The 16,616-nt window shown below is 49.9% G+C and carries 18 protein-coding genes; 9 read left to right on the forward strand and 9 right to left on the reverse strand.

Annotated features, from left to right (window positions below):
• Positions 1 to 43 precede the first annotated feature (43 nt).
• Complete coding sequence (locus GBK04_RS02995) at positions 44 to 1,276, reverse strand: chorismate-binding protein (RefSeq protein ID WP_152756721.1); 1,233 nt, start codon at positions 1,274 to 1,276, stop codon at positions 44 to 46.
• A gap of 81 nt (positions 1,277 to 1,357) precedes the next feature.
• The gene (locus GBK04_RS03000) at positions 1,358 to 1,780 is read right to left on the reverse strand and encodes a hotdog fold thioesterase (protein WP_152756723.1); all 423 of its coding nucleotides are present in this window, start codon (positions 1,778 to 1,780) and stop codon (positions 1,358 to 1,360) included.
• An 87-nt stretch (positions 1,781 to 1,867) separates the two neighbouring features.
• Between GBK04_RS03000 and GBK04_RS03005 the strand changes: the two genes are divergently transcribed.
• The 3 genes from GBK04_RS03005 (at position 1,868) to GBK04_RS03015 (ending at position 4,588) form a co-directional block, all read left to right on the forward strand.
• Entirely contained in the window at positions 1,868 to 2,509 is a 642-nt protein-coding gene (locus GBK04_RS03005; protein ID WP_152756725.1) for a histidine phosphatase family protein, read from the forward strand.
• A gap of 160 nt (positions 2,510 to 2,669) precedes the next feature.
• Positions 2,670 to 3,746 (forward strand): sensor histidine kinase, encoded by a 1,077-nt coding sequence (locus GBK04_RS03010; RefSeq protein WP_152756727.1) that lies wholly within the window; start codon positions 2,670 to 2,672, stop codon positions 3,744 to 3,746.
• Positions 3,747 to 3,853: 107 nt separating this feature from the next.
• Positions 3,854 to 4,588, forward strand: a complete 735-nt coding sequence (locus GBK04_RS03015) for a LytR/AlgR family response regulator transcription factor (protein WP_152756729.1) — start codon at positions 3,854 to 3,856, stop codon at positions 4,586 to 4,588.
• A gap of 94 nt (positions 4,589 to 4,682) precedes the next feature.
• Here the strand turns inward: GBK04_RS03015 and radC are convergent, their stop codons facing one another.
• From radC to GBK04_RS03035, 4 genes are all read right to left on the reverse strand, one after another.
• Positions 4,683 to 5,384: a RadC family protein gene (radC, locus tag GBK04_RS03020; RefSeq protein WP_152756731.1), complete on the reverse strand. Its 702-nt coding sequence runs from the start codon at positions 5,382 to 5,384 to the stop codon at positions 4,683 to 4,685.
• A 150-nt stretch (positions 5,385 to 5,534) separates the two neighbouring features.
• On the reverse strand, positions 5,535 to 7,049 hold the full coding sequence (locus GBK04_RS03025) for a tetratricopeptide repeat protein (protein ID WP_373330672.1): 1,515 nt from the start codon (positions 7,047 to 7,049) through the stop codon (positions 5,535 to 5,537).
• A gap of 135 nt (positions 7,050 to 7,184) precedes the next feature.
• A complete protein-coding gene (locus GBK04_RS03030; protein WP_152756732.1) occupies positions 7,185 to 7,937 on the reverse strand; it encodes a zinc ribbon domain-containing protein in 753 nt (250 codons plus the stop codon).
• Between the two features lie 63 nt (positions 7,938 to 8,000).
• Positions 8,001 to 9,107 (reverse strand): Nif3-like dinuclear metal center hexameric protein, encoded by a 1,107-nt coding sequence (locus tag GBK04_RS03035; RefSeq protein ID WP_152756734.1) that lies wholly within the window; start codon positions 9,105 to 9,107, stop codon positions 8,001 to 8,003.
• Positions 9,108 to 9,372: 265 nt separating this feature from the next.
• Between GBK04_RS03035 and GBK04_RS30285 the strand changes: the two genes are divergently transcribed.
• Positions 9,373 to 9,678 (forward strand): hypothetical protein, encoded by a 306-nt coding sequence (locus GBK04_RS30285; RefSeq protein ID WP_373330673.1) that lies wholly within the window; start codon positions 9,373 to 9,375, stop codon positions 9,676 to 9,678.
• Between the two features lie 193 nt (positions 9,679 to 9,871).
• Positions 9,872 to 10,186: a hypothetical protein gene (locus GBK04_RS03040; protein ID WP_152756736.1), complete on the forward strand. Its 315-nt coding sequence runs from the start codon at positions 9,872 to 9,874 to the stop codon at positions 10,184 to 10,186.
• 186 nt (positions 10,187 to 10,372) lie between these two features.
• Here the strand turns inward: GBK04_RS03040 and GBK04_RS03045 are convergent, their stop codons facing one another.
• The 3 genes from GBK04_RS03045 to GBK04_RS03055 form a co-directional block, all read right to left on the reverse strand.
• Entirely contained in the window at positions 10,373 to 11,185 is an 813-nt protein-coding gene (locus GBK04_RS03045; RefSeq protein ID WP_152756738.1) for an alpha/beta hydrolase, read from the reverse strand.
• 9 nt (positions 11,186 to 11,194) lie between these two features.
• Entirely contained in the window at positions 11,195 to 12,301 is a 1,107-nt protein-coding gene (locus GBK04_RS03050) for a Zn-dependent alcohol dehydrogenase (protein WP_152756740.1), read from the reverse strand.
• A gap of 78 nt (positions 12,302 to 12,379) precedes the next feature.
• Positions 12,380 to 13,198, reverse strand: coding sequence for a phytanoyl-CoA dioxygenase family protein (locus GBK04_RS03055; RefSeq protein ID WP_152756742.1), 819 nt, complete (start codon positions 13,196 to 13,198; stop codon positions 12,380 to 12,382).
• A gap of 150 nt (positions 13,199 to 13,348) precedes the next feature.
• Here GBK04_RS03055 and GBK04_RS03060 point away from each other — a divergent pair, with 150 nt between their 5' ends.
• The 4 genes from GBK04_RS03060 to GBK04_RS03075 all read left to right on the forward strand — a co-directional run bounded on the left by GBK04_RS03060 (position 13,349) and on the right by GBK04_RS03075 (position 16,520).
• A complete protein-coding gene (locus tag GBK04_RS03060) occupies positions 13,349 to 14,254 on the forward strand; it encodes an AraC family transcriptional regulator (protein WP_152756744.1) in 906 nt (301 codons plus the stop codon).
• Between the two features lie 120 nt (positions 14,255 to 14,374).
• Positions 14,375 to 14,683, forward strand: coding sequence for a hypothetical protein (locus tag GBK04_RS03065; RefSeq protein WP_152756746.1), 309 nt, complete (start codon positions 14,375 to 14,377; stop codon positions 14,681 to 14,683).
• Positions 14,684 to 14,685: 2 nt separating this feature from the next.
• Positions 14,686 to 15,066 carry a type II toxin-antitoxin system VapC family toxin gene (locus GBK04_RS03070; RefSeq protein WP_152756748.1) on the forward strand — a complete coding sequence of 127 codons (381 nt, stop codon included), beginning with the start codon at positions 14,686 to 14,688 and terminating at the stop codon, positions 15,064 to 15,066.
• Between the two features lie 17 nt (positions 15,067 to 15,083).
• Entirely contained in the window at positions 15,084 to 16,520 is a 1,437-nt protein-coding gene (locus GBK04_RS03075; RefSeq protein ID WP_152756750.1) for a sulfatase, read from the forward strand.
• Positions 16,521 to 16,616 lie beyond the last annotated feature (96 nt).

Here is a 16,616-nt window from a genome sequence, read left to right on the forward strand (position 1 = left end):
GGTAGTATTGTTCAGCGCGACAAAGATACACTATTTGCCCCAATCAGGTCAGGACAGCCAGTAAGGTCTGGCATTTCATTTCGGTTTCTTCCCATTCGCGCTGCGGATCAGAATCTTCGGTGATGCCCGCTCCGGCATACAGGGTAGCCTCCCCTTCGGACAGCCGCACCGTACGCAAATTCACGAATAACGCCGATTCCTGATCTACATTTACCGGCCCAAGGTACCCGCTATACAGCGAGCGGTCGTACCCCTCAGCCGCCTCGATAAAACGCAGGGCGGCTTCCTTGGGGGTACCACACACAGCAGAAGTTGGATGCAGGAGTTCCAGCATCACAGTACCCAGTTCGGGAAAATTCAAAGCAGCCGTGTGTACCTCAAAATCGGTACGCAAATGGTAGAGATTGCCTGCCCTTACTGTTTTAGGGCCGCTTTCGTAGTATTCACGCAGCCGTATTTTCTTAAAACACTCCACAATGTAGCGGCTCACCAGCGCTTGTTCCTGAATTTCCTTTTGCCCCCAGCGCACTTCACCCGCCGGAATAAGTACCCCCTCCGCGTCCAGGGCGGCTTGGGTACCGGCCAGGGACGTGGTACGGAAAATTGCGTTGGCATCTACCGATACCAGCGTTTCAGGCGAAGCACCAAGCCACAGTTCATTACGCTCGGGCAGGCTGACCAGCGAAACAAACGCCGAAGGGTAGGTACCCTGCAGTCGGTTAAATGCCTGATAGGGTTGAAAATCCGCAGAATATGATTTTTTCTTGGTTCGGGAAAGCACAATTTTGGCAAATTCCCCGGCTTTAATAGCCGCTACTGCTTCGGCAACTAGGGCCTTAAAGTGTTCCGATTCGTCGGATTCCTGTACCTGCCGTGGGTCCGAAGCCGGTCGAACCAGCGTGTCTCTTTCAGATACGGGATTCGATCGGGTTACCTGGTCAAAAAGAACTTTGACCGTCGGATGCTCGTCCCCCAGCTTGTTTACCACATTTTTCAGGACTGAATTTTCGGAGTAGGTAAAAATCAGATCGCCCTCTAGTACATAGCTATCTTCGCTCTCCCGAAAGGGATGAACGACAAAACTGGCGAGCAGCGTTTCCAGATCCGTCTTTTTCCGCTGGGTGTCGCCACCTAATGATATTAAGAGATTGATTTCGTTGCGATTGGGGAGCCGCCATACCGCCGCAGGGAATCCAAGGGCCAGGGCGGCGCTCCAGAGCGACTCGGCCTGGTAGGTAGGAATCCCGATTTCGGGTACTGAATGAATTTCAAGCATATAGGATTATTCCGCTACCGGAATGTGAAGTCAGATATATGGATATAACGCCAAATGGTAGGCAATTTGTTTCCAAAATCACTAATCTGCTTCAATAACTGCAACCGTCAGACGGCTCACGCAGACCAATTTGCCCGACTCGTTCGTTATTCGAATGTCCCACACGTGCGTGGTTCGCCCGACATGCAGGGGCGTCACCCGGCCGTACACCCACCCCTCTTTTACCGACCTTATATGGTTGGCGCTGATTTCCAGCCCCACCGCCCGCTGTCTTTCAGGATCTTTCAGACATAACAGGGAAGCTACGCTGCCCAGCGACTCCGCTAGCACCACCGAAGCCCCGCCATGCAGGATTCCGAAAGGTTGATGGGTACGGTGGTCGACCGGCATGCGAGCCGTGATAAAGTCATCGCCAATCTCGGTAAATTCGATACCGAGTTGAGTATTAATGGTCTTCGGATTGAAACTCCTGAGAAATTCCAGCGTGAAGGACTTGTTAAACATTCTAATTTTTGTCTAAATTTGTATGGGCTAATTACGGCAATTAGCGCATTTTCAACAAGTTTTTTATTGAAATAATACAAAATTCTATTGAAAAGTAAAACGATCTACCTGATCCGGCACGGTGAAACGGACTACAACCGCCAGGGTATTGTACAAGGCAGCGGTGTAAACTCCGAATTGAACGAATGGGGCAAGGCTCAGGCCGAAGCTTTTTTTGATACCTACCAGCATGTACCTTTCGATAAAGTGTACACCTCAGCCCTACAGCGCACGGTCCAGTCCGTGCAGGGATTCATCGACCTGGGCATCCCGCACGAGAGCCACGCGGGGCTGAACGAAATCAGCTGGGGCTGCCGCGAAGGTAGTATCCCCAATAGCATGGACAACGCCTACTACCGCGACCTGATTCTGTCCTGGCAGAGCGGTCAGGTTGACAATCCCTGCGAGGAGGGTGAAAGCCCCGCCGATGTACGCGCCCGCCAAAAACCCGTCGTGGACCTTATCCTGTCCCGCACCCACGAACGCACAATTCTGATCTCTATGCATGGGCGGGCAATCCGTATTCTGATGACACTACTGTTTAATGAGCCTCTCACGGCCATGGACAAGTACGAGCACAGCAACCTGTGCCTATACCGGATGAAGTACCTGTATTCAGAAAACCGTTTTATCCTCGAGACGGCCAACGATATCACCCATTTGCTTTCCCTGGATATTCCGCATAACTAATTAGAACCGCTCGTGTAGGAGCGCTCCCTTTGGTGTAAATCCCCCCGCTCTACAGCTGTCTTTCTCTATCTTGCCGTATTATTTTCAAGAGTGCAGGAAGGGCTCTATATTTTTTTCCTTTCCCTAACCTCTATAAATCAAGTAAATAGAGACAATACTGATGTCCAAATCCCGCATATACTGGACACTACAGATCGTGGGCTGGACGGGCCTGATGATGTACGAGTTCGTTGTTTATTCGGCCCAGTTTGGCCTGGAGGCCGATACTTTTCTGTGGAGTGTAATCAATATTTTTCTGGCCATAGGTCTCACGCACGTCTATCGGCTTATTGTCCGCCGCTGGAACTGGTCCATGCTTCCCCTACCCCGACTGGCTTTTCGGGTCAGCGTGTCAGTGCTCATCCTGGGGTCGGTTATGTCCTTTATCAATATCCCCGTCGACCGGGAAATCATTGCTCATGACCTGGCCAATCAGCCCTTTGTGTTTTGGGGCTATATTTCGGGTTGGTGTAAAAACATGCTAACTTGGGTGCTGGCCTACACGGTGTACCACTACGTTGAGCAGACCCGGCTGACTGAGTTGGAGAAGATTATGCTCAAAACCTCCATGCGGGAAGCCGAAGCCAAGGTACTACGTTCGCAGCTCAATCCGCATTTCACCTTCAATGCCCTCAACAGCATCCGGGCGCTGGTGTCGGAAAATCCCATGAAAGCCCAGCAAAGCATTACTCAGTTATCTAATATTCTACGGAATTCGCTGCTGGCCGACCGCCGCAAAACGGTGGAACTTCGCGAGGAACTGAAAACTGTGGAGGATTATCTGGAACTGGAAAAGGTACGTTATGAGGAACGGCTCGACTATCAGATCCAGGCCGACCCGAAGGTGTTATACTGGCAGGTACCTCCCATGATGCTGCAAACTCTGGTGGAAAACGGTATCAAACACGGCGTCTCCAAACTACCCAAAGGCGGTAAACTGGTTGTACTTGCCAGCCTGGAGGACAACGCTTTGCTGATTCGAATTAGCAATACGGGTTGCCTGGGTACCACCGATTCGGGAGGAGTAGGTTTGCTGAATACCGCCGAGCGCTTGTCCATTTTGTACGGCAAGGAAGCCTATTTCAAGATTTTTCAGGAACAGGAAAACACGGTTTGCGCCGAAATCAGAATACCTACCCTGTCGGATGGTCTGCAGCGCTACAATGGAGAAACACCCCTACGCAGCGAGGTTGTCTAAGGCGTGGTGTGCGTCTGAGGGTACCCTGATTCTTTTCTCCGAATTTACTATTTTGAATTAGTACGTTTTATATCCAATCTACCAACCAAACCTTTGCAACAACTGCCATGAAAACCCTTATCGTCGACGACGAACGCCTTGCCCGCAACGAATTGAAACGACTTCTGGAACCCTACCATAAAATAGAGATTGTGGGAGAGGCCTCCAACGCCGAAGAAGCACTGGGCATGATTGATGAGTTACAGCCAGAACTGCTGTTTCTGGATATTCAGATGCCTGGCAAGAATGGCTTTGAGCTGCTCACCTCCATCGAAGGCAAAGCACCCGATGTGATCTTTACGACTGCCTACGATGAATACGCCATCAAGGCATTTGAATTCAACGCGTTGGACTACCTTCTAAAACCCATTGATCAGGAGCGCCTGAAAGATGCCATCAATCGGGTAGAGGAAAACTCCGCTCACCACGACGAATCGATCGAGCATAATGAACGCAGCGATAAGAAATTGGGAGAGAACGACCAGGTGTTTGTGAAGGATGGCGAAAAATGCTGGTTCGTCAAATTAGGGAAAATCCGTCTGTTCGAGTCCATGGGCAATTACGTCCGTCTGCATTTCGATGATCAGAAACCGTTGGTTCTCAAATCGCTCAATAGCCTTGAAGATCGCCTTGACCCGGCTACCTACTTCCGGGCCAACCGCAAACACATCATCAATCTGCAATGGGTGGAGAAAATAGAGCCGTGGTTCAGCGGGGGGCTACTCGTGACCTTACAAGGTGGCGATCGCATCGAAATCTCTCGCCGCCAGGCCATTCGCTTCAAAGAGTTGATGAGCCTGTAAATAGTTAGGAGATATGAATTATGAGCTATGAGAGGGAGAACTAATTGTAATACAAATTGCATCTCATAATTCATATCTCCTATCTCATATCTTCTTAAAGAATTCCTTCATCGGCAAAGCTGAAATAGCTTTTGTCGGTAAAGATGAGGTGATCTAGGATGGGCAGGTCGAGCATTCGGCCTGCCTCTTTCAATTTACGGGTGAGGTCTTTGTCAGCCTGGCTGGGAGTAAGGTTTCCCGAGGGATGATTATGAAAAAGAATAACCGAACTGGCGAGCTGTTCCAGGGCATGTTTGAAGATTAGCTTCGGATCGGCCACGGTACCCGCTACGCCTCCCGAGCTAATCTGTACGGGGCGAAGTACCTCATTGGCTCGGTTCAAGAGCAAAATCCAGAATTCTTCGTGGGGTTTGTCCAGCAGGTAGGGCTTAATTTCCTCATACGCATCCTGCGCTCCGGTGATTCGCCGACGCCGCGGACTTTCGAATTCCTTGCGACGACGCCCTAGTTCGAGCGCCGAAACAATGGTGATGGCCTTGGCTTCTCCAATCCCTTTGACCTTCATCAAATCCTTTACGGTCATGCGGGCCAGTTCGTTGAGGTTATTTCCGGCAGCGCTCAGCACGATCTTGGCGACATCTACCGCCGAAAAATCCACCGTACCCATGCCAATTAGAATAGCAATCAACTCGGCGTCGGACAAGGCTGCTTTACCTTTCAGCATGAGTTTTTCACGGGGGCGGTCCTCTTCTGCCCAGCTTTGTATTTTTCGGGGATTGTAGAGATTGTTATCCATGTAGGCAGGATACGTTCGATTAAAGAAGCAAAGATAAAAAGGCAATTAGGCATAAAGAGAAATATTACCCTACCCTACTTCAAGCACTGAGCAAAATTGACGTAGAAGTCCACCACGCGTCGACCACCTCACGAAACTTTGTGCCTCCTTTCAGGCGCCCAATTCTGAAAGTGCCGCCCGTGCCTTGTTGTCGATGCTGTTTTTATATTCGTGCTTTTTATAGGACATGGCTTTTTTGAAGGAGGCGATAGCCTGCGGTTTGTTACTTTGGCGTTTGTAGATGTACCCCATCTGCAGTGCGGAGGAGGGTCCGAAGTACAAATTGGTATTTTGGGTCAGCACGATGGATCGTTCAAAGTAAGGCAATGACTGGGTACTCTGACCCATTTTCTGCAAAATCCGGCCCCGCCGATAATTGAACTCGGCCTTGTTGCTGGTTTCGGAAAAGGACGTTTCCGAGTAATTACCCAAAGCCTGCTCAGCCTCTTGAAGATAGCCTCCATCACTGGCATACCGGGCTTCGAAAAGTACTTTCTGCTCATCTTTCACCTGGCCGGCGCGGTAGGTTTCAGCGAATTTCTCCGCGTACTGATCCGACTCTGTAATGGTTTTACCGACTTTTACGACCCTACCAATCAATGCTTTAGCTTCTTCGTTTCGATTTGTAAGCCAACGACACAAAAACTGCTTGAAGTAGCTATCCTTTAAAAAATTGAATCCTCTGAAATCTCGTTGAAAGCGATCGTAGTAGGTATATGCCTGGTCGTATTGGCCTTTTTGGAGCAAAATTTCTGCTCGCAGGTAATCCAGGAACGGAAATGGGATATAGTCGGATGTACGGGGGGCTTTGTTCAAAATCATCAAAGCTTCTTCGCTTCGCCCCTCTTTCATCAATACCGAGGTGGCAAAAAAATGAAGCAGTAGATTATCCGGCTGACTGGCTGGCATGGCTTTCAATTCCATAATCTGAGCGGTGCTCAGCTGAAGAGTATAGGCATGTAACAATAGGTCGATCAGTTGCGCTTCTTGCCGAAAGAAAGGATCTTTTGCCTGAACGAGGTTCAGTTCCCGCAATCCGCCCTCGATATCGCCAGTCAGGCCCAGTACTTTGGTAACCCAGGTGTACTGCTCCGGTACCGAACCGATTAGTACGTGAAGCAAGCCCAGGGACTTGAAGGTAGGGACAAACGTCGGGAATTTACGGCGGTTCTCTTCCAGCAGTTTGTACGCTTTGATAATATCCCAACAAGCGCTCACTTCGCTGCCGAATTTGAGTTTGGCAAAAGCCCAGTGTAGTCGTACTTCGGCCCGCAGCAGCCGTTGAAAAGGTGAGTTTTCGGGTAGTCTGGTCAGCGCATCCAGCCTGGAATCTTCCTTTTCGCTCAATCTATCGAACGCCGCTTTATCCTCGGAAATCAGCAGATAGTACATGTCGGCGTAATTGTCCAGGTATATCAGAGCTCCGTTGTCAGGATTCTGGCTTCGCTCCTGATCCAGTAAGGTGTGGGCTTTATCCAGCCGCAGTTTCTGTATCTCGAAATAGGCACGCTGCAGGCGGGGCGTGAATTCCAGCCGGGTATCCGACTCCCCGGCTTCAAGGTACCCGTGATTCAAAAACAATAGACCCAGAAATACGGCCCAAAATAGCTTGCCTGAAAAATTCATACGTCGGTCTATAGGTCGTTTTTTCAAGTACTTACGTGTACCATTCCCCGTTGGATTGCGGGTAAAGGTACCTACTAAAAATGGCTGCCCGAAAGGCAGCCATTCATGGTATAAAAAACGTGAGTGCGGGCAGGCCTAGCGGCGACCTGTGCTAACGACAGGCTCGGGCATGTCCACACCGCCAAAAATACGGCCACAATGCTCGCATACGATGAGTTTTTTGTGCTCCCGGATATCAGCCTGACGCTGAGGGGGCACCACATTAAAACATCCTCCACAGGCACCACGTGATACGGTCACTACCGCCAACCCGTTCAGGGAGTTGTTCCTGATTTTCTGATACGACTTCAAAAGCCGCTCCTCGATTTTGGCAGCTTGCTTATCCCGCTCTACCCGAAGGGCTTTTTCTTCTTCCTGATTTTCGCTTGTGATAACGTCCAGTTCCTGCTTCTTGGTCTTCAGATCTTCCTTGCGCTCATTATAGACCGCCTGAGTATTAGCCAGATCATCCTCAATCAGGCGGATACGGGCTTTAGCTTCGCTTACCCGCTTATCGGCCAGCTGCATTTCTAATTCCTGTAGCTCGATTTCCTTGGTAATGGCATCGAACTCGCGGTTGTTACGTACGTTCATCTGCTGATCCTTATAGCGTACAATCAGCTTTTCCGAATCTTTCTGCGCGTTTTTATGCGCATCGATCGTGGCATTCAGGTTTCCAATTTCGCTATCAAACTTGGCGATCCGCGTTTCAAACCCGATGATTTCGTCCTCCAAATCACTTACTTCTTCGGGCAAATCACCTCTGATTTTAAGTATGTTATCAAGTTGCGAGTCAATTTCCTGCAATTTCAGGAGAGCTTCCAGTTTCTGAGCGATCGTGTTTTCCATGTATGGTTTTAATACAGTGATATTCTTTTATAATACTACAAGCTCGGGCACGAAACAGTTTCGTCAATAGAAGTACGAAACCGGATTTGTGTTCACTTCCGACAAATAAAGTGCAAAATTATCAAATTTTTTCGATATATGATTGAACAGGAGTTGTTTCGTAAATACTTCACTCTCGTAATGCCCAATATCGCAGATCATGATCTTGTTTTCTGCGTCGAAAAATTCGTGGTATTTGAAATCAGCCGTGATGAACGCATCGGCCTGGGCACCGAGAGCATTGGGCAACAGAAAACTGCCCGCACCTCCGCACACAGCCACCCGCTGGACCGTCGGCTTCCCGGTGGAGGTGTACTTAATTACATTCACGTTCATCTTTTCTTTAAGGTACCCCAGAAACTCTAACTTGGTCATGGGTTCCGGCAGTTCACCGATGGCTCCTGCTCCTACTTCCTGATGTTCGTTCTCGAGCAGGTGCAGGTAGTAGGCGACCTCTTCGTAGGGGTGTGCCTGGCGGAGCGCCCGCATGATTTTGGTTTCCAGAAAAGCCGGAAACAGCACTTCCACCCGCTGCTCAGCCACGCGTTCCAGTTTCCCGGACTCTCCCAAATAGGGATTTGTTCCGTCGCCTGGCTTGAAGGTACCTTCCCCGGTCGATTGAAAACTGCACTCAGAATACTTCCCGATTTGGCCAGCTCCAGCGGCAAAAAGGGCATCGAGTACCGGCTGAGCTTCGGCCGATGGCACAAAATAGGTGAGCTTCATCAAAAGCTGCCGCTTGGGAGCCAGTACCCGAACCCGGCCAAGGCCCAGCCGTTCGGCGATCATGGCGTTCACACCGTGCGCCACATGGTCCAGATTGGTGTGGATTGCGTATAGTGCCACGTTAGCCCGGATGGCCTCCATTACGGTCCGTTCCACATAGTTTTTGCCGTTCAGCTTTTTCAGCCCACGGAATACAATCGGATGATGGGCCACCACCACGTTACAGCCCCGCCGTACGGCTTCGGCCACCACGTTTTCGGTACAGTCCAGCGCCAGAAGCACCCCGGTAATTTCAGTAGCAGGGTACCCTACGATGAGCCCTGCATTGTCGTACCCTTCCTGGTAGGCCTGAGGGGCAAGGGTGGACAAAAAATCGACTAATTGCTGAATTGAAGTTAAATTCATGGAAATATTTTCTAATATATGAACTGGGTGTTGGTAAAAATTCTCCGTTTCAAGGGCTAAGCATACTACCGGTTTCGTTGAAAAGAAAAAAGAATTTTTAGTAACTTTTTACGTTTAGTTCATTAGGCGTCAATTATTTGCTGGCATAGTTTTTTCTTGCAATTTACTCGTGGTTCAGAGGAAAATAGCTAATGTGATTTTTTCTTTATAGATTTGGGCTACACGTACACACTAAAAAAGTTTTCATATGTATTCTTCACAAATTGTGAAAAATCCTAGCAATAGGATTTCCCGCTGGATGGTTGCAGTCAACCCCGAATCTAACAAGCGTTCAGCTCTTATCCTCAAAGGCCGATTTCCGGCATACCTCTTTGAAGTTGTCCCCCCCTCAAATGACCCTGATTGTATTACCGTAATGTTTAATGAAGTGAAATATTACGTAAAAGTGCGTCAGGATTTTGATAAGGCGGGCACTCCTCCCCAAAGCTACTTGATCGAAATGCTGACCTGGTATACCAAACACAAGTATAAGCCTTCGCTCAAAACCATTAACTCCCATTCGTCGAACTAACGAATGGAATCGTTGCCAGCGGGCAGTTGTCAGGCCTGTTTTTGTTTCCCTCCCAATTCATTATCGGGGGTAGTATTTTTATTGGCTGGGCTACTGTAATACGTCCGCCCTAGCACTTTCGCAGTTTAATTGAGAATCAATTCAACTACGGATTTTTTATGACGTCCCTTTCCCCTCTATACTTTGCCTTGTGATGAAAGTAACTATACTCAACAAGCCCAATTCCGGGCTTCCCCGCTGGATGAAGTTGGTAGATCCAGTAACAAAAAAGGATTCGGTACTAATTTTAAAAGGGCATTTCCCCCAATACATCTTCGAATTAAGCGCCGGACAGGTGGAATCCGACAGTATATTATATAGCTTCCGGAATTCGAAATTTTACATAACCGTCCGAAAAGACATCGATAACTTCGGGGCTCCGCCCGAGCGTTTTCTAGTCGAAATGTGTACCTGGTACAAGAATTCACGCATCCGCCCTACCCTGCAACGAATTTCTTCGGTTGCGTGATTGGGGCCTCAGCCGAACAACAAAAGAACAGTCCACGGGCAATTATGCCGGGGACTGTTCAATTTTTTTATATCGGTCTGTTAATTTACTTAATTAATGAAACAAGAGGTTATTTATAGTGAACTCTAGTACTTGGTTATTAAAGGATATCCAACACATTACCCCCATTTGATAGACTCTCACAAACTACCCTGCGACTGTATCGCTGAAAAACTGCAGGGTTCTATTAATGTTCCGTTCCCAGTAATCCCACGTATGGCCACCCGGCAAAGCTTCAAAGGTATGCCTGATCCCATGATAATTTAGGGCATCGTGCAATTGCTGATTGGCTTCAAAAAGTGAGTCATCTGTGCCACAGTCAAACCGAAAAAGGCCCAGCTTTTCTTTATTATTCAGGAGTACTTCCAACACCGATTCGGGGTGTAAGGCGCGGACTCCCAGCGTTTCAAAGGTTCCCGGTTCACAGAAGTCAGCAAGTTGCGAAAATTCCGTAATGGAAGACAAGCCGGCAAAGGATTTGAAAACCTGAGGGTACTTCGCTCCTAACCTTAAGGCGCCATAGCCACCCATTGATAGGCCAGCAATAAAATAATCAGATGCCGTCGTCACACCCTGTATCAGTTCCCTCAGGGCCTGAGGTACCTCCTGTACAATCCAGGCTTCATAGTTGGCTTGCCGATGCTTTATGTAGCCACTTCCGTCGCCATACAGGCCGTCCGAAGGCATGGCCAAAACCATAGGTTTGAGCTCGCCCGTTTCCATCATGCGTTGGGCGGTACGATGTACCCCGGCCTTCATGGTCCACGCCCAATGACTGCCATATACGCCGTGCAATAAAATCACTACGGGTAGGTCTGTAGGTACCTTCATGTCCGTCGGGACAAACACAGTAATATCAGCCCGCCCACCCAGCGCCCTGGACTTTACGGTAATATGGCGCAGGCCGTCGGTTTCAAAGCGGGCATCAGATATTTCAGAAGTAAAAAAGGTATCGGACATCGGCAGCGATTAAAAAACGATAACACCCTTGGCATTGCGACCCCGATGCATATCGTCGAAGGCTTCTCCCAACTGATCCAAAGCATAGGTGCGGGTGATCATTTCGTCGAGGAGCAGGTCGCCACTGGCATAAAGGGCCAGTAACTTGGGAAAATCAATTTCGGGACGGCATTTGCCGTAGAGCGGATTGATATAAATCTTATCCCATTCGAACAGATTCATGTCGATGGTGATGGTTTGTTCGATGCCGCTGACCTGACAGGCCATCCCGGCATTGCGGATCATGGCCAGCGGGGCAGCACCTAAGGCAGGTACCGCTGTGCATTCAAAGGCGTAGTCGGCTCCCCGGCCGCTGGTCATGGACTTAACCATGGTGGCTGCCCGCAGCAAGCCTTCATCCTCGCGGTCGGCCAGAATGATATCGGTAGCGCCAAAAAACTCCGCCATTTTGAGCCGTTCGGGGACAATATCTACCGCGATTACCCGCGCTGCGCCTGAAATCCTGGCCCCTTGGATCACATTCAGCCCTACCCCACCGGCCCCAAGAACTACGACCGACGAGCCCGCTTTGACCTTGGCCGCATTGACCACGGAGCCAAAGCCCGTCATCACGCCGCAACCCAGGATACTGGCCGAAGGAAAAGGAATTTCGACATTGATTTTTACTACCGCAGCCTCCCGTACCATACTATAAGTACCTAGGGTACCCAGGCCGAAGGAGCGTTCGATGGGGGTACCCTGATGCCGGGTGGATTCGAGGCGGGCGTGCCCGCCGTTTAATTTATTACCGGAAGTGACCGGCGAATTATTTTCACATAGATGTTGATTGCCCTCCTGGCACTGAAAGCAGGTGTAGCAGGGAGTGGCCCAATTGAGAATGACCGGATCACCCACGACTACCCGGGTTACGGCTGGCCCCACCGCCGCCACCACACCGGCCCCTTCATGTCCCAGGATGATCCGCTTGCCCCACCCTAGAGAATCCCAGTCGGTATGGCACACGCCAGAGGCTTTTATTTCGACCAGCACTTCGTCACGATCCGGCTCGTCCACCGTGATTGTTTCGATCGTAAAACTTCCCTTACCGTCGGCAACCGCCGCCTTTGCTTCTCTCATTGTATAAAAGGTACCTTTTGATTTTTACAAAAAAACGGAATCGATTTCATGTGAACGGAATTGGAAACAATATTCCCTTCACAGGAGCAGGGGATTCAATTCCGAAGCCGCCCCACTGCCAACGGGAGCGTTCTGCAGCCAACGAGCGAGGTCGTTTTTCTGATGGGGATTCCGGGGTTCGATGATCTTTGCATCGGCGTCCATGTAGATAACCGTCATCACCTCACGGAGTGTGTCCGACAGGTTTCCGGGAGCAGCGTGCAGCGTCCAACCCGAGTGCCAGGTGGCGTCGCCCGCTTTCATGGTTTCAGCCCGGCTGATGGGGTACCCCCTTTCCTTGACCAGATCCGACAGAACGGATTCAGAAGTATCGGAGATATCCAGATCGCCCAGGTACCCCAGATTCTGCGAACCGCTGGCAAAGGTCAGCATACCCATCTCGATATTGATATCCACCAGGGGCATCCACATGGTGATGGTGTTGTTGGTATTCAGAGGCCAGTAGTACTGATCCTGATGCCAGGGGGTGTAGCCGCCACCCGCTTCCTTGAACAGAGCCTGATCGTGGTAGAGCCGCACATTTTTCACACCCATGAGGTCGGCGGCGATGCCCGCAAACCGCCTGGCCAATGTGAATTTGCGGACTGCCTCGTCAACTTCCCACAGGTTCATGATTTGCAGAAAAGCTTTTCCGTAGGTATCGCGTTCTTCCATTTTCCGCTTTTCGGTATTGTAGCGGTCGGCGGCATCGAGTATTACGGGACGGTAGGCTTCCATTTCGGCTTCGGAAACGATGTTCCGTAGCAGTACGTGGCCGTTGGATTGGTAAGAGGCTTTCTGGGATTCGCTGACCGGATAGCGGCTGTCCAGGGAAGGTAATGGCCGGATGGTTTCCATAGTTAAGGGTTAGGTTGGAATTTTTTTAATTGGAAATATTCACAAAACTAGGAGAAAGCCGGGACGTAGAATTTCTTTAAATTAGCTGAATCTTTCATTATTTTACCAAATAAAAATCATAAAACACCTCATCCGTGCTAATTTTAGCCAATGATCGCTCAGTTAGAGAAAATAATTCCCTCTACCAACCAGTCTTTTTTCTTTAGGAAGTTTGAGGTACCCTACTTTGATGCCCCCTTCCACTACCATCCCGAGCTGGAACTCACCTACATTGAGCGGGGAAAAGGGAAGCGATATATCGGCGAACACGTGACGAATTTTGAAAGCGGCGATCTGGTGTTGTTAGGTCCGCAGGTACCTCATTGCTGGCTGTGCGACTCCCAGGACCCGGAGGATCCGCAGACCAGTATTTCGTACGTCGTTCAGTTTTCCCGGAATTTTCTCACACCCGACGGTTTCTCGCCGATTCCCGAATTCGAACACCTCACCCCGGTTTTTCAAAAAGCCGCCCGTGGGGTACTTATCCTTCACAAAAGCAGGACTGCCATAGCACAAATCCTGCGTAGCCTGCCCGCCCTTAACTTCCTGGAACGCCTGACGGCCCTTCTGCGGATTTTTACAATTTTGGCAGAAAGTCCCGAAGATTTGCACGTGCTGGAAAACCGCCAGACCTATGATGCGCTTTCCAATGAGAACCGCGAAAAGCTTCAAAAGATCTACCGGCATGTCATTGCTCACTATCCCCATAAAATCACCCTGGCCGAGGTAGCAGCGCTGGTCAATTTATCCCCCAATGCTTTTTGTCGATTTTTCAAACAACTGACCGGCAAGACTCTGACCGATGTTATCAACGGCTATCGCGTCGATCATGCGCTCCATTTATTGAAAACCAGCGATTTGAATATTTCCGAAATCGCCTACGACAGCGGGTTCCAGACGGTACCCTATTTTAACACGGTCTTCAAAAAAGCAATGCAGTGCAGTCCCACGGAGTACCGCGGTCAAGTGGCAAAAGCAAAACGCGACCCGTCGGCTAATCATGAGATCAAATCCTGATTTGAAGTCAACGGCGTATATCCTCCTAATTATTGGATGGACACGCATTCTGATCGGCGCTTTTGTTAGCGATTGGTTTTCAGTAAATTTGTTTCGCTCATACATATAAAACGTTCAAATATGTTGACTATAAGCATTAATATAGAAGACGAACACCTGGCGCAACGATTGAAGGAAAAAGCCGAGGCGAATGGCAAGTCTGTTGATCAGCTAGTCGAGGAATCTTTGGTTGAACTTTTTGGAGAAGCCGATCGATGGGAAATTGAGATCCCACGTCTCAATGTATTGGATCACGCTCGCGTCATCAATAACACCCTGACGGCCGAGGAGGAGGAGGCTCTGGCGCAAAATCCTGATGTGAAACCTTTTTCACATATTGATGATCCGGCAAAATACATTCATGATCTTCGACGCAAACCGCGTTACTAGCAATGCTTCTGATTGACTCTAATATCATTATCGATCATTTGCGAGGAAGAACGCAGGTAACTAATTTTATCCAAACAATGGGTAAAGTTAATCTTGCTATTTCGGTTATTGTTGAAATGGAACTCTACAATGGGGTTCTTAACACGGCTGAATTGGGGAAAATAAAACGAGATTTGTCGGGCTACCTCAGTATTCCACTTGACAAAAACATCGGTGATTTGGCCCTTGCCCTCAGCGAAAAGTTCGCCCTATCCCATCATATGAGTGTGGCCGATACCCTGATTGCCGCCACCGCTCTGGTTTACGACCTTGAACTCCGCACGTATAATCTGAAAGACTTTCGGTTCATTCCTCATCTCAAAGTCTCAAATTCACTTGCCTAATCTGCATTTCCGATTGAATGATTAGAGTTGTCCGCTCCCTCACGCTGTGCGTACTCGCTGTTTTCTGGGCCATTGCCCCCGCCATGGCCCAGAACAAACCCCGGCAGATCATCCTCATCCTGGCCGACGACCTGGGCTGGAAGGATGTCGGCTTCAATGGCTCGCGCTATTATCAGACCCCGGCCCTGGACTCGCTGGCGGCCCGGTCGCTGGTTTTTACCCATGCCTACGCCAATGCTTCCAATTGCGCCCCCAGCCGGGCTAGTCTGATGTCGGGTAGCTATTCACCCCGCCACGGAGTGTTCACGGTCTCGCCCCCCGACCGGGGTGATGCCCGCACCCGGAAGCTAATCCCGGAACCGAACGAGGAATTCCTATCCTCCCGGTTCAAGACCCTGGGAAATGTTTTTCAGGAAGCGGGTTTCAAAACCGCCGCCATGGGGAAGTGGCACATCGGTGAAGATCCTACCAAACAGGGATTCGATGTCCATAAAGGCGGCGGGCGCATGGGGCATCCGAAGAATTATTTCAGTCCGTATGGCATGAGGTACCTGCCCGATGGTCCCGTGGGGGAAGAACTCACCGACCGCATCACGAAGGAGTCCATCCGATTCATGGGAGAAAACCGGACGAACGATTTTTTCCTCTATATCCCGCACTTTGCCATTCATACCCCTTTGCAGGGTAAAAAGGCCTTGGTGGAGAAATACCGGAAACTTCCTGCCCGCGACGGCCAGGGTACCAATCCCGATTACGCGGCGCTGGTGGAAAACCTCGATCAGAACGTGGGAAAACTTTTGGCCGCCGTAAAAAAGCTGGGCTTACAGAATCCGCTGATTATTTTCTCCTCCGACAACGGCGGTATTGCGAATCTCTCGCGGCAGTGGCCACTGCGGGGCGGCAAGGGTTCCTACTACGAAGGGGGCATCCGGGTACCCCTGCTAGTCAGTCAGGCAGGCATCAAGCCCGGCGTCTCTGACTATCCTACCCTGCTGTTCGATTTGTTTCCGACCCTTTGTGAATGGGCCAGGGTACCCCCTCCCACCACCCAACCCATCGACGGCGTTTCATTTCTGGATGTGTGGCAGGGCAAAGCCCGTCCTGACCTTTACGAGCGGGCAATTTATTTTCACTTCCCTTTTTATCTTGAAGCGTATGAAATTGGGGGCGACGATAGCCGGGATTCCCTGTTTCGCACGCGCCCCGGCAGCGTTGTGATTCAAAACGGCTGGAAACTGCATCATTATTTCGAGGATGATGCTTACGAGCTGTATGATCTGGAAAACGATCCCGGTGAGCGCATTGACCTAGGTACTTCCAAACCCGAAAAGCGTGACGAACTGGCAAACCTGCTTACCGAATGGCGAACCGCCACGAACGCCCCTATACCCAAAAAGCCGAACCCGGCTTACGATCCGACTTTTGTTCCAGACGCCAAGAAAGCTGGGAAATGAAATCGTTTTTAAAAAAAGAGGGGGCTTTTTTTGAATAGCCGCAGGGTATCCTACCCAGTTCGGGCACTCGCCTTCTTATAGATAGCAGAGGGTAGG

Origin of the sequence: Salmonirosea aquatica (assembly GCF_009296315.1) — a bacterium.
GTDB classification, from domain to species: Bacteria; Bacteroidota; Bacteroidia; order Cytophagales; family Spirosomataceae; genus Salmonirosea; species Salmonirosea aquatica.